This is a genomic window from Sphingobium sp. L-44 (assembly GCF_056859495.1).
This window is the reverse complement of sequence record NZ_JBSXOQ010000046.1, coordinates 1-12004: the sequence shown is the minus strand read 5'-3', so window position 1 is coordinate 12004 and position 12004 is coordinate 1. Positions and strand designations below refer to the sequence as shown.

The 12004-nt window shown below is 62.1% G+C and carries 18 protein-coding genes; 6 read left to right on the top strand and 12 right to left on the bottom strand.

All coding sequences use genetic code 11. From position 1 onward, the window contains the following. Positions 1–3 precede the first annotated feature (3 nt). Together hemF and AC13EK_RS03570 are read right to left on the bottom strand one after the other, a co-directional pair. Positions 4–879 (bottom strand): oxygen-dependent coproporphyrinogen oxidase, encoded by an 876-nt coding sequence (hemF, locus tag AC13EK_RS03575; RefSeq protein ID WP_483022043.1) that lies wholly within the window; start codon positions 877–879, stop codon positions 4–6. Beyond that, entirely contained in the window at positions 876–1334 is a 459-nt protein-coding gene (locus AC13EK_RS03570; RefSeq protein ID WP_004208162.1) for a tRNA (cytidine(34)-2'-O)-methyltransferase, read from the bottom strand. The genes hemF and AC13EK_RS03570 overlap by 4 nt, the downstream gene beginning before the upstream one ends. 193 nt (positions 1335–1527) lie before the next feature. Between AC13EK_RS03570 and petA the strand changes: the two genes are divergently transcribed. The 5 genes from petA (at position 1528) to AC13EK_RS03545 (ending at position 6024) form a co-directional block, all read left to right on the top strand. Next, positions 1528–2094 (top strand): ubiquinol-cytochrome c reductase iron-sulfur subunit, encoded by a 567-nt coding sequence (petA, locus tag AC13EK_RS03565; protein WP_026109474.1) that lies wholly within the window; start codon positions 1528–1530, stop codon positions 2092–2094. An 11-nt stretch (positions 2095–2105) separates the two neighbouring features. Then, complete coding sequence (locus tag AC13EK_RS03560) at positions 2106–3398, top strand: cytochrome b (protein WP_069335742.1); 1293 nt, start codon at positions 2106–2108, stop codon at positions 3396–3398. Positions 3399–3412: 14 nt separating this feature from the next. After that, entirely contained in the window at positions 3413–4261 is an 849-nt protein-coding gene (locus AC13EK_RS03555) for a cytochrome c1 (protein ID WP_037507701.1), read from the top strand. Between the two features lie 81 nt (positions 4262–4342). After that, positions 4343–4879 (top strand): adenine phosphoribosyltransferase, encoded by a 537-nt coding sequence (locus tag AC13EK_RS03550; RefSeq protein ID WP_004208158.1) that lies wholly within the window; start codon positions 4343–4345, stop codon positions 4877–4879. A gap of 71 nt (positions 4880–4950) precedes the next feature. Continuing rightward, positions 4951–6024 carry an endonuclease/exonuclease/phosphatase family protein gene (locus tag AC13EK_RS03545; RefSeq protein WP_069335761.1) on the top strand — a complete coding sequence of 358 codons (1074 nt, stop codon included), beginning with the start codon at positions 4951–4953 and terminating at the stop codon, positions 6022–6024. Here the strand turns inward: AC13EK_RS03545 and AC13EK_RS03540 are convergent. The 7 genes from AC13EK_RS03540 to AC13EK_RS03510 all read right to left on the bottom strand — a co-directional run bounded on the left by AC13EK_RS03540 (position 6021) and on the right by AC13EK_RS03510 (position 10019). Beyond that, the gene (locus AC13EK_RS03540) at positions 6021–6635 is read right to left on the bottom strand and encodes a 5'-methylthioadenosine/S-adenosylhomocysteine nucleosidase (RefSeq protein WP_069335760.1); all 615 of its coding nucleotides are present in this window, start codon (positions 6633–6635) and stop codon (positions 6021–6023) included. The genes AC13EK_RS03545 and AC13EK_RS03540 overlap by 4 nt on opposite strands. Before the next feature lie 271 nt (positions 6636–6906). Further along, on the bottom strand, positions 6907–7914 hold the full coding sequence (locus AC13EK_RS03535) for a ParA family protein (RefSeq protein WP_313737197.1): 1008 nt from the start codon (positions 7912–7914) through the stop codon (positions 6907–6909). Between the two features lie 211 nt (positions 7915–8125). Further along, complete coding sequence (locus AC13EK_RS03530) at positions 8126–8758, bottom strand: glycosyl hydrolase 108 family protein (RefSeq protein WP_483022042.1); 633 nt, start codon at positions 8756–8758, stop codon at positions 8126–8128. Next, the gene (locus tag AC13EK_RS03525; protein ID WP_483022041.1) at positions 8748–8981 is read right to left on the bottom strand and encodes a DUF7940 domain-containing protein; all 234 of its coding nucleotides are present in this window, start codon (positions 8979–8981) and stop codon (positions 8748–8750) included. Before AC13EK_RS03525 ends, AC13EK_RS03530 begins: the two co-directional genes overlap by 11 nt. 58 nt (positions 8982–9039) lie before the next feature. Beyond that, positions 9040–9405, bottom strand: a complete 366-nt coding sequence (locus AC13EK_RS03520; RefSeq protein WP_483022040.1) for a hypothetical protein — start codon at positions 9403–9405, stop codon at positions 9040–9042. Between the two features lie 75 nt (positions 9406–9480). After that, positions 9481–9783, bottom strand: coding sequence for a hypothetical protein (locus AC13EK_RS03515; protein WP_483022039.1), 303 nt, complete (start codon positions 9781–9783; stop codon positions 9481–9483). Between the two features lie 2 nt (positions 9784–9785). After that, entirely contained in the window at positions 9786–10019 is a 234-nt protein-coding gene (locus AC13EK_RS03510; protein ID WP_483022038.1) for a hypothetical protein, read from the bottom strand. Between the two features lie 86 nt (positions 10020–10105). On the opposite strand from AC13EK_RS03510, the gene AC13EK_RS03505 reads away from it, so the two are divergent. Further along, complete coding sequence (locus AC13EK_RS03505; protein WP_483022037.1) at positions 10106–10357, top strand: hypothetical protein; 252 nt, start codon at positions 10106–10108, stop codon at positions 10355–10357. 3 nt (positions 10358–10360) lie between these two features. On the opposite strand, the gene AC13EK_RS03500 is transcribed toward AC13EK_RS03505, so the two are convergent. Genes AC13EK_RS03500 through AC13EK_RS03490 form a run of 3 tightly spaced genes read right to left on the bottom strand, consistent with a single transcriptional unit; the run spans position 10361 to position 11955 of the window. After that, positions 10361–10915 (bottom strand): hypothetical protein, encoded by a 555-nt coding sequence (locus AC13EK_RS03500; RefSeq protein WP_483022036.1) that lies wholly within the window; start codon positions 10913–10915, stop codon positions 10361–10363. 16 nt (positions 10916–10931) lie between these two features. After that, a complete protein-coding gene (locus tag AC13EK_RS03495; protein WP_483022035.1) occupies positions 10932–11672 on the bottom strand; it encodes a hypothetical protein in 741 nt (246 codons plus the stop codon). A 1-nt stretch (position 11673) separates the two neighbouring features. After that, on the bottom strand, positions 11674–11955 hold the full coding sequence (locus AC13EK_RS03490) for a hypothetical protein (RefSeq protein WP_483022034.1): 282 nt from the start codon (positions 11953–11955) through the stop codon (positions 11674–11676). Positions 11956–12004: the final 49 nt, after the last annotated feature.

Genomic DNA, 12004 nt, shown 5'->3' with positions numbered 1-12004 from the left:
GGGTCAGCTCCAGCTCGCCATCGGCGGCAGGCTCATCAGGATCGCGTCGATATTGCCGCCGGTCTTGAGCCCGAACAGGGTGCCGCGGTCATGAACCAGGTTGAATTCGGCATAGCGGCCGCGCCATTCCAGCATCGTGCGATACTCTTCCTCGCTCCACGCCTCGTTCATCCGCCGCCGCACGATCGGCGGGAAGGCCGCCAGGAAAGCATCGCCGACATCGCGGGTGAAGGCGAAATTGGCGTCGAACGCCGCATCGTCCGCGCATTCGAGATGATCGTAGAAGATGCCGCCGACGCCGCGGTGCACGCCGCGATGAGGTATGAAGAAATACTCGTCGGCCCAGGCCTTGAAGCGCGGATAATAGGCCGGATCATGGGCGTCGCAGGCGGCCTGCAACACCGCATGGAAATCCGCCGTATCCTCGTCGCGCGGCAGGGGCGGATTGAGGTCTGCGCCGCCGCCGAACCAGGTCTTGCTGGTGTTGAGGAAGCGGGTGTTCATGTGGACGGCCGGCACATGCGGGTTCGCCATATGCGCGACCAGGCTGATACCGGTGGCGAAAAAGGCCGGATTGTCGGCCGCGCCATGGATGGTCTGGGCAAAGCCGGGGGCAAGATCGCCGGTCACCGTCGAGACATTGACGCCCACCTTCTCGAAGATCTTGCCCTTCATCACCCCGCGCACGCCGCCACCGCCTTCGCCCGGCGCCACGCCGTCGGCCTCGCGATCCCAGGGGGTGTAGGCGAAGCTGGCGTCGCTGCCGGCTTCGCGCTCGATCGCCTCGAACTCCGCGCAGATCCGGTCGCGCAGCGATTCGAACCAGGTTCGGGCCGCCTGCTGCTGCGGGGTCAGGGGAAAACGGATGTCAGGCGTCATGCGGGGAAGCTCCCGGTCTGGCGAAGGGCCTCGGCAACTGCGATGCCGGTGGAAACGGCGATGTTGAGCGAGCGGAAGCCCGGCGCCATCGGAATGCGCACGCGAATATCGGCCAGATCGCGGACATGATCGGGCACGCCCGCGCTTTCCGATCCCATCAGCAAGACATCGTCACTGCGAAATGTCACGTCGGGCAGTCGTTCCGACGCGTGGCTGCTCATCAGCAGCAAACGGCGGCCGGCGGCCCGTCTTTCGGCATCAAATGCCTCGAAATTGGCGTGGCGCACGACTTCGGCCGCTGCGCCATAATCCATTGCCGCGCGCTTCAGCCGGGCATCGGAAAAGGCGAATCCGGTCGGCATGATGATGTCGACGGGCACGGCAAAACAGGCGGCGAGGCGCAGGATGGCGCCGACATTGCCGGCGATTTCGGGCTGGTAGAGAGCGATACGCATGGCTGTCGCATAATGCAGCGCGGCGATTTGTCATAGTCTGGATGACTTTGCGGTTGGCAAAGCCCTGACAGTCCGGTTATCAGACCTTTGACCCACGCCGGGGGGAGGCGGGGTATACCCTAACTCCCTTGATAATCAGGATCACTCAAGGCATTCCGGCGTGAATAGGGAAGTCTTGCAAGGGTAGAGGTGCATGGCGAACTCAGAACAAGTTGACGGGCAAGGTCTATCCGGCGAAGACGGAGTGCGTCGCCGCGATTTCATCAATATCGCTGCGGTGAGCTTCGCAGGGGTGGGCGCCGTCGGCGTCATTCTCCCGCTCATCGATCAGATGAATCCCAGCGCCGACGTATTGGCGCTCGCATCGACCGAGGTCGATCTTTCCGCGATCCAGCCGGGCCAGGCGATCAAGACCACCTTCCGGTCGCAGCCGCTGTTCGTTCGCCAGCTCACCGAAAAGGAAATTGCCGAGGCCGACAAGGTCGACCCGTCCACGCTGCGCGATCCGCAGACGCTGGCGGAACGGACCGTCGACGGCAAGAAGCAGTGGCTGATCACCATGGGCGTCTGCACCCATCTGGGCTGCGTGCCGCTGGGCGCGGGCGAGGGCGAAAATCGCGGCGAATTCGGCGGTTATTTCTGCCCCTGCCACGGCTCGTCCTATGACACGGCCGCCCGCATCCGTAAGGGGCCTGCCCCCAAGAATCTGGAAGTGCCGAAGTATAGCTTCACTTCCGACACTGCCATTCTTGTGGGTTGAGGGGGACCATCATGAGCTTTCCATGGGCTGAACATTATACCCCCAAGCATCCGCTGATGCAGTGGGTCGACGAGAAGCTGCCGCTGCCGCGCCTCGTCTACAATGCCGTCGGTGCCGGCTATCCGGTGCCGCGCAACCTCAATTATTTCTGGAATTTCGGTGTGCTCGCCGGCCTGGCGCTGCTGATCCAGATCGTCACCGGCGTGGTCATGGCGATGCATTATGGCGCCAACACGCTGGTCGCCTTCGGCACCGTCGAACAGACGATGCGCGACGTGAATGCGGGCTGGCTGATGCGCTATGCCCATGCCAACGGCGCCAGCTTCTTCTTCATCGTCGTCTATCTGCATATTTTCCGCGGCCTCTATTTCGGTAGCTACAAGGCGCCGCGCGAGATGGTCTGGCTGCTCGGCCTCGTCATCTTCCTGCTGATGATGGCGACCGCCTTCATGGGCTATGTCCTGCCCTGGGGACAGATGAGCTATTGGGGCGCCAAGGTCATTACCGGCCTGTTTGGCGCGATCCCGGTGGTGGGCGAGCCGATCCAGACCTGGCTGCTGGGCGGATTCGCCCCCGGCAATGCCTCGCTGAACCGCTTCTTCTCGCTCCACTTCCTGCTGCCTTTCGTGATCGCAGCGGTGGTGATCCTGCATATCTGGGCGCTGCATATTCCCGGTTCCTCCAACCCGACCGGCGTCGAGGTGAAGGGCCCGCAGGATACCGTGCCCTTCCATCCCTATTATACCGCGAAGGACGGTTTCGGGGCGGGCGTCTTCCTGATCCTGTTCGCGATCCTGCTGTTTTTTGCGCCCAATTATCTGGGCCACCCGGACAATTATATCGAGGCGAACCCGCTCTCGACCCCGGCGCATATCGTGCCCGAATGGTATTTCTGGCCTTTCTACGCGATCCTGCGCGCCTTCACCGTCGACTTCTTCTTCGTGCCGGCCAAGCTGCTGGGCGTGCTGGCGATGTTCGCATCGATCCTGCTGCTCTTCTTCCTGCCCTGGCTCGACACCTCGCCGGTGCGTTCGGGCAGCTATCGGCCGACCTTCAAGACGTTCTTCTGGATCCTGGTGCTTGACGTGCTGATCCTGGGCTATTGCGGCGGTGCGCCGGCGGAAGAGCCCTATGTGATGATCAGCCAGGTCGCCGCGGCCTATTATTTCGCGCATTTCCTGATCATCCTGCCGATGATCGCGCGCTTCGAAAAGCCGCTGCCGCTGCCCAATTCGATCACCGAGGCGGTGCTGGCCAAATATGCCAAGGCTGACGGCGAACCCGCCGCAGTCCCGGCCGAATAAGGGGGAAGACAAGCATGGTACGCATCGGCGCATTCCTTGTCGGCCTCTTCTTCGCCGGCTGGCTGCTCATCTCCTTCCTCGTGGGTGCCTATTCCTACGTGGTGGAGCCTCCGGCCAAGACGGTGGAGCATGAGTTCCACCTGGCCCCCAAGCATGTCTCCTTCTCGTTCGACGGGCCGCTGGGTCGCTATGACAATCAGCAGCTCCAGCGCGGCTTCCAGGTGTTCAAGGAGGTCTGCTCGGCCTGCCACAGCCTGAAGTTCGTCGCCTTCCGCGATCTGGCTGGCATTGGCTATAACGAGGCGGAGATCAAGGCGATCGCCAAGAACTGGGCGATCAAGACCCCCAGCGTCGATCCGGCGACGGGTGAGGCCTCGACCCGCGATGGCATTCCGGCCGATTATTTCCCGTCCCCCTTCGCGAACAATGTCGCGGCGGCGGCGGCGAACAATAATGCGATCCCGCCGGATCTCTCGCTGATGACCAAGGCGCGCCATCATGGTTCGGCCTATGTCTATTCACTGCTGACGGGCTTCCAGGAACAGCCGGCCGAACTGCTCAAGCATTTCCCGGATGCCAAGACGCCCGAGGGGCTGCACTTCAACCCCTATTTCGCCAACCTGAACCTTGCCATGGCGCCGCCGCTGTCCGCCGATGGCCAGGTGACCTATGGCGACGGCACCAAGCCGACCATCGACCAGATGTCGCAGGACGTGGCCGCCTTCCTCACCTGGACGGCCGAGCCGAAGCTGGAAAATCGCCGCCGCGCGGGCGTGGCGACGATCCTCTTCCTGCTGATCGCCACGGGGCTGGCCTATATGGCCTATCAGAATATCTGGGCAGACAAGAAGAAGGCGGCCTGACCGCACGTTCGCCCGATGGCATGAAAGAACGGGGCGCGCTTCCTTGTCGGGAGCGCGCCCTTTCCTTATGGGGCTTCAACCATGAGCATCGACAGTCTGACCGCGTTGGTCCGCACCATCCCCGACTTCCCCAAGCCGGGCATCCAGTTCCGCGACATCACGACCCTGCTGGCCGATGGGCCGGGTCTGGCCGAACTGATCGACCAGATGGCGAAGGTGGCAGGACCGCTCGACCCCGACCTGATCGTCGGCGTGGAGGCGCGCGGCTTCATCCTGGGCGCGGCGCTGGCGCTGAAGCTGGGCAAGGGTTTCGTGCCGGTCCGCAAGAAGGGCAAGCTGCCGGGCAAGACTGTCGGCATCGACTATGTGCTGGAATATGGCACCGACCGGCTGGAACTGCATGAAGGACAGGTGCCACAGGGCGCGCGTGTGCTGCTGGTCGACGACCTGATCGCCACCGGCGGGACGGCGCAGGCGGCGGCGCGGTTGCTGCGCGAGCAGGGCGCACAGGTGCTGATGGCGCTGTTCGCGATCGACCTGCCGGATCTGGGCGGGCTTGCCGCGCTGGAGCAGGACGGTGTCCCCTCGCGCGCGATCCTGTTGTTCGAGGGCGACTGATCCCGTCCAGACGCCGGTTGTCGCCGGCGCCCTTTCGCGTCATGATGCGCCGATCCGATGACGAGGAGCATATGGCTGCTACTTCCCGCTTCCTCCACCGGTTCGGCGCCTGTGTGGCGCCGCTGCTGCTGTCGGCCTGTGCGACGCCGGCCCCCTATCGGGAATTGTCCTGTAGCGCGGCAGTCGCGCCTGCGCTCGCCGCACCGGATGCGCAGCGGATCACCACCACCCTGTCGGTGCTGACCTATAATATCGAGGGGCTGGGCTGGCCGGCACGCAGCGGGCGTGGACCCTCGCTCGAGCAGATAGCGGAGCGTCTGGCCGCCATGCGCGCGGCGGGGACGGCACCCGACGTGGTGCTGTTCCAGGAAATGTTCAGCGGATCGGCGAAGCAGGCGGTGGCCGATACCGGCTATCCGGCGATCGCCGCCGGCCCGCATCGCACGACCCGCGCGCGCGGGTCGACCAAGGACAAGCTGCCGGGCAAGTCGCATATCGACCGGGGCGAGATCGGCGTTCATTTTTCCGGCAGCGGCCTGGCGGTCGCCTCGCGCTATCCGATTCTCCTGACACAGAGGCGCGCCTATGGGCGCAAATCCTGCGCTGGCCTCGATTGCCTGTCGAACAAGGGGATCGTGCTGGCCCGCATCGCCATGCCCGGCGTGCCGACGCCGATCGACATCTATGACACGCACATGAACTCGCGCGGGGCCTCCCGCGCGCCCGGACCGCGCAATCTCGCCGCCCATGAACGGCAGGCGCTCGAAGCCTCGGCCTTCATCGATGCCAGCCATGACGACGCCTATCCGCTGATCTTCGGCGGCGATTTCAACATGCGCCATTCCGAACCGCGCTGGGAGAATTTCTCCCGCTACCAGGCGCTCAACCTGGTCCATCGCGTCTGCGCCGATGCCGCGTCAGGCTGCGATGTACGCATGTCCTGGGATGGCGACGAGCCGTGGATGGATACGCAGGATCTGCAATTCTTCTGGCCGGGTGATCGGGTCTCGGTTCGCCCGATCCGGGTGGAAGCGATGTTCGATGGCGGGCCGAGCGGGCCGGAACTGTCCGACCATGATGGCTTCCTCGTTACCTATGAACTGTCCTGGCCGCGCGGCGCCGCGCGCCAGCCGGGCGGCTGTTAAAGCGCCTCGCCCAGGGCATCGACAGCCACTGCCAGCTTTTCGTCGATCAGCGAGAGCAACTGCGTCCAGCCGAGCATGTCGTTCAGCTCGCCCGGCCCATCGGAAATGCCGCGCAACCCCATCAGCGGCACGCCGAAGCGCTGGCAGGCGCGGGCGATCGCAAAAGTTTCCATGTCGACCATGTCGGCGTCGATCGCCGCATATTCCTCGCCGCCCACGACATTGGCACCGGTCGACAGGCGCAGGGCGCGGATTTCGAGCGGCGTGACCAGCGGAATATCGACCGGATGGTCGATCAGCGGTGTCACCCCCTTGGTGAAGCCCAGACGAGAGGCATCCATGTCGCGCCAGGAGACGCTGGCGACCTGATAGACCTCACCCAACATGCCGACGCGCGACCCGGCGGAGCCGAGCGATACGACCAGATCCGGCAGGGTGCCCGCCTGCGCCATCCGGTCGAGCGTCACGGCCATGGCCAGCGCCGCCTCGACCGGGCCGACGCCGGTCATCAACGGGGTGATCCGGGCTTGCAGATGCGGGCCATATTCGGCGTCGATCGCCATCACGAACAGCACCCGCCGTCCGCCCATCATCCCACATGTCGCCGTCATCTGCTGGTCTCCGTCTCGCTGCTGCGCGTCATAGCCGGAAAAGGGCAAAAAATAAGGCCTCGGAAATCCGGAGACTTCCAAGGCCTTATCATGGTGGGCGTGGCAAGGATTGAACTTGCGACCCCTGCGATGTCAACACATGGCTTATGTCAGAAAATGGCAGAAAACCGTTATTTTTGTTTTCAACCGTGCGCTATTTAACCGTGAACGAACCGTGAAAATCGAGCGCTTTCACCGGAATGACACCGGACACTTTATCGCCTTCTGCGTGTCAAAAATCCGGGTCGATAACCTGTTCCAGAGTTTCGACGATATCTTCGAAATGCTCGACGCTCTCTCGTGCCTTGGTGATATGAGCGCCCTTCAAGCCGTCAGACCCATTGCAGTAGAAAATGGGCTTCTTGGCGTCCATGGAATATGGAATGAGACTATGCAGGTTCGGGATTTGACCGAGCTTGTAGTCATCAACGCTGGTCCAGTTAATCACCTGTCCGATAGGCCTCAGCTTTGCGACAATGTTGTTCATGATGGCAGGCACTAGCTCATTACCATAAATCTGCCACCCAGCAGTCATTCCTTCCGGGTTTGACCGCACGTTATGCTGTTGAATGACATAGCCAAGGTAGGTGGGGCTCCCGTTCGGAATGCTAATTTCATTGCCACGCCACGCCTGATTGACTTGATCCCAATCCTTTCGCCATGCCACCAGCTTGTTCCCTAGGTTCTCAGTGCCTTGGATGGAGAACAAATCTGGGGCCACCGGCGTGATGAAGTAGGTGGATGATGCTAGCACCGCACGGTTGAGGGCGCCTAGGTTCGGACCCAGGTCCATTAGAACGATGTCGGCGCCAACCTTTTCGGCAGCAAATTCCACGTAACGGTGAATGGCCGATTGCGCGCGAACGTCGGACTCGCTGCCACCCTTTGCAGAGTTCCATGTATCGCCCAACCGATCTTCAAAATCACTGAGGCGAAGGTCACCCGGAATGATAAACAGGTCGCCCTTCGCGTGCTGGACGCGGGATGGACTGCGCTGCCGGATGTCGCCCAAAGCTCGGTAAACCGGCTCGATGTTGCGGAAGATGCTGTTTCCTTCGGCAGCCCAAGCGCGCCTGATTTCTGTGTCGCTCAGGCTGTATGCCGTCAGATTGCACTGGCTATCGCAATCAACCATCAGGACTTTGTTGCCCCGCTCCGCAAGCATATGCGCAACATGATACATATACGTCGTCTTGCCGACGCCGCCCTTGTTATTGAAAATACTGATAATCGTCGTCATGGAAACCTCCCTGCTCGCCCTATCGCCTAATGCAGGAAGCAATGCCGCGCCACAGTTAACAAATTTATCTGTGGCGCGGGGTAGGTCGCAATTAATCAAATCCCGTCAAAATCCAGCAATTCTGGGCGCTCAACTGAGATGTAGAAATTGACCGCTTTCACGCTCGCCGTTCCAAATTTATCCAGTCCGCCCGCAATCGTTGCCAAGCTGCTCATCGCTCGACATGACACTTGGCGCGATCGACATTGCCGATCCGCTTGCTGATCCACCCGCGATGAAAAACCCTGAGGCGCGGATTGACGCGGACAAGCCGGTCATATTCGGCCTTCTGCCGCCCATCCATCTGGTCAAGCATCCGAAGGCAGAAGCTGACTTTGCCCAGGCTCTGCTGGCAGGAAATGAATGCGCTCTGCGTCCCTGCGCCCACCTTCGCATCGACTTTAAGCCGCGCCGTTGGGCACAGCGCATTGACGGACTGCTGCAACCAAGCCGAAGGACGGGCCGGGCCGAAGTTCACAGCCGAATTGACAAGCTCTTCGCCCACCGCTGGCGATGCGGCGATGATGGGCAGGTAACCCGGCCGCTTCATGAAGCGTTCGAAATAGACCTTGTCCGAACAGATCGGCGTGTCTGCATCGCATTGCTTGGGAAAGGCGATCATAGCCCCTTTGTATCCCTCTTCTCGCGCCACAGACTTGGTCACGCCGCGCTGTGTTTCCCCGCCGGGGTCGGCCGGATGGTTCACATAGCCGCCCTCATCATGATAGATGCCGGCAAGGATGATGGCGACAGCGGCGCCCAGAGCGGTGCCGGTGCCGCCGAAGACGATCTTCTTATTTGCCATCGTCGCGGCCCTGCTGAAGGTTCCGCGCGATCGTCACGACGAAGAACACGGCAACCGGCGCGATCGGCGGCACCACGTCACGCAAGTCGGGCGGCAGGCTATTGAGGACAGTCCAAAGCAAATCCGGCGATGCCAGAAGATATGCCCAGACCATTGTGGCAAGTGCGCTAAGCCGCACACTCCACCAGCGCCACACTTGGCGCCATTGGGTGATTTTCTGCATTCTGTGCTCCATGAAAAAGGGCGCCCGAGGCGCCCTGTCAGCTTGGTAGTGCGGTGGATCAGACCAGTTCGGCTTCGCCGCCCGGTTCGTCGATCATCGAAAGGAGCGCCCCCATGTCGATCGGCAGGCCCGGATCGAGCGGGAAAGCGCGATCGAGCATGGATTGCGCCTGCGCCAGTTTCGGATTGTCCGGCTCCAGCCGGCGCAACGGCTCGGCCACCAGTTCAAATGCCCGCCGCAGCACCCTGTTTTCGAGGGCCAGCCGGCGCAGCTGGGTTTCGATATGCTGCCGATATTGCCGGTCGCGTTCGTCTTGATCCTTTTCCTTTCTGGCAAGTTCATCGTGCCAGACCTGAAGCTTGGCGGCACGGGATTGCGCCCGCGCGTCTTTCCAGTTGAGTAGCCAGGCCGCGCCCTTGCCCAAGGCATAAAGCACGGCCACAGCCCCGGCGATAATTCCCCCTGCCTCGCCGGCGGCCGAGCCCGGATCAGACATGCGTCAGGCGGCCGCCTGCGCGTCGACGATCGCCTGCACGCGCGCCACTTCAGCGTCGAAGAAGTTGCTGACGTTGCGAACGGTCGTGATGACGTTGTTGGCCTGGCTGTGCGGCGATCCCATCTCGCCGGACGGGGCCAGTTGGGGCAGCAGCGCTTCCAGATCGGTGGCCAGGGTGGCGACCTTGCCGGACTTCAGCGCAGCCTGGATGGCCTTGAGGCCGTCCAAGTTGGCGATGGCGATCTGGCGATCGATTTCGTTGCGTTGGGCCAGCAGCTCAGCCGGGGTCGGTTTTGTAGTGCTCATGGTTATTCTCCCTTCTTCGAGACGAGGGTGCTCAAAATGCCAGCGTTGGTGCTGAGGCTGCTCATCACGGTAGCCATTTGAGACTCAAGGCGGGCGATGCGCTCGCTGAGCGTCGAGGGCACGTCCCGTGTCAGGGCATCACTTTTGATGCCTTCGAGTTCCGACGAGGCGCTGGCGGCTGCGCAGGCAGCCGCCGTGAGGTCCGTAGACGCCTTCGCCAAATCATGTTCGCTCATGGTTATTCTCCGGTTGCAGTGATAAGGTGCCCGCTCCCCGAAATCCGGAGCAGGCCATGGCGGATAAGCAGTCTGAAGTTGATAAGATGAAGCGCTGGGCGGACTGCGCGCCCCCGCCCGATGGCCCGATCCCCGACGGCGATCTTGCCAGTCATCTTGGGGCAACCCGCCTTGTGGCCGTCCTGTTGGACGACAAGGGCCGGGCCTACCATATCAGCAATATCAATCTGGATGGCGCGCACCTGACCCGCCTGGAGCAGCCGCGCAGCGCGCTTAACGAGCTGATGGACGCCTATAATGTCCAGGACGGCCCGAATTGGTCGCAGGTGCGGGGCTGAGGATCAGGCCTTCGCCCGCTTCTTGGTGGGCGTGGCCGGCTCGTCGGAAATGATGGGATTGCCATCGTCGTCATATTCCACGCTGCCATCATCTTCCGACGCATCGGCATTGAAGATGTCGAACAAATCGGCAGCACTTTCCTCGACGAAGAAGGCCACCGGGCCGTTCGGGCTATGCAGGTTGGTCTGGAGGATCGTCGCATCCTCGCGCGAGATTTCCTTGCCGTTGGGCTTGTCGTCTTCCCGAAGAACGCGCTCGCTCTCGATCGCATGAACGAAAGCGCCGCGTGGCATCGAGACCTTGGTGCCACCCAGCCCCTTGAGCACGACGCGGTCACCACTGTTACCGCCAGCCTTATTGAGGATGAAGCCCAGGCTTTCGCGCAGCAGCGCTGTCTGCGCCTGGCCCGACATGATGATCCAGGCGAAGCTCTTTGCTTCCGGGTTCTTCTTGCGCTCATGCGGTTCGAGCGTCCGCAGGATGCCGCCCGCGATGGCATCAGCCGGCAGCAAAATGGCCTTGCCGCTGGATTGCACGAGTTTCACGAGATTATGCATTCATTGTTTCCTTCAGTCAGAAGTTGGTTACGTCGAGGATTGCCCAGGAATATTGGCGCTGGTTGTAGCTGTAGCCGGAGGGCGCAGGCGGTGATGGCGGGACCGGAAAGAAGGTCGTGCTGAATTGCGTGAGGCAGTAGCGCGACGTGATCGCGTTGCCGTTGATCGCGGCTGCCAGCGCGGCCGACGACATATTGTCATTGTAGCCATTCTGGGCGCCGGACACCGGCGTCACGACACGCGTGTTGCGGCCGGTTCTCGACCCCATCATCAGAGCATAGGTCTTGCCGGATGCCAGCGTCGTGGACGGGCCGGCCGCGCCGATCTCGGAGCTGGTGTCGAACGTGCCCCTCAGCGAGGCGGGGATAGAGGCATATTTGTGCCGGCTATCATATTTGACCACGCCATTGCGCTTGATCCTGATCCCCCAGCCCGGCCCAAGTTCCGGCGGCTCAGCAAAGCGATAGACGGTGATCGCCAGCGATGTGTTGGTCGTATAGGTCGAGAAGGTGAAGGCCCATGTGTTGGCGCTGTTGTCCCGCACGACCCAAGCGAGGAACGTGGGCGCCGTGCAGCTGAAGGCGATCGTCGGCATATCCGTCGCCGTGAAGGTGACAGTGGTGTTGCGCAGGTCGTTACCGACCGAAGCGCCCACAGTGTGAGACGACTTCGAGAGAAGCGCCATGTTCGCGTACAGATCGTCGATCTGCACCGAACCGGTGGCGGCGTTCTTAAATCTGGCGCCGAACCTCGCCATCTCAGCGCACCCAATAGACGATGACGGCGGGCCAACTGGCGCCGCTGGGATATTCCCAGGACAACTTGTTGCCCGATACGCTGATCGTCGGCGCGGCCGACGCGGCCGATGGCGTGCTGAGCAGCACAACCTGCCATTCGGGCGTGCCGGTCAGCAGGCCATCATCGGTGACAGAGCCATTGGCGCCGTTGGTATTCACCCGGCCGATGATCCGCCCCATGTTTGTGAACGGGTCCTGCTCGACTACGCCTGCGCGCTTCACCCTCATGCCCCAGCCGCTCATGCGAGATATCCGATCTCGATCATGACGCCTGACGCATCATCGCCGATCG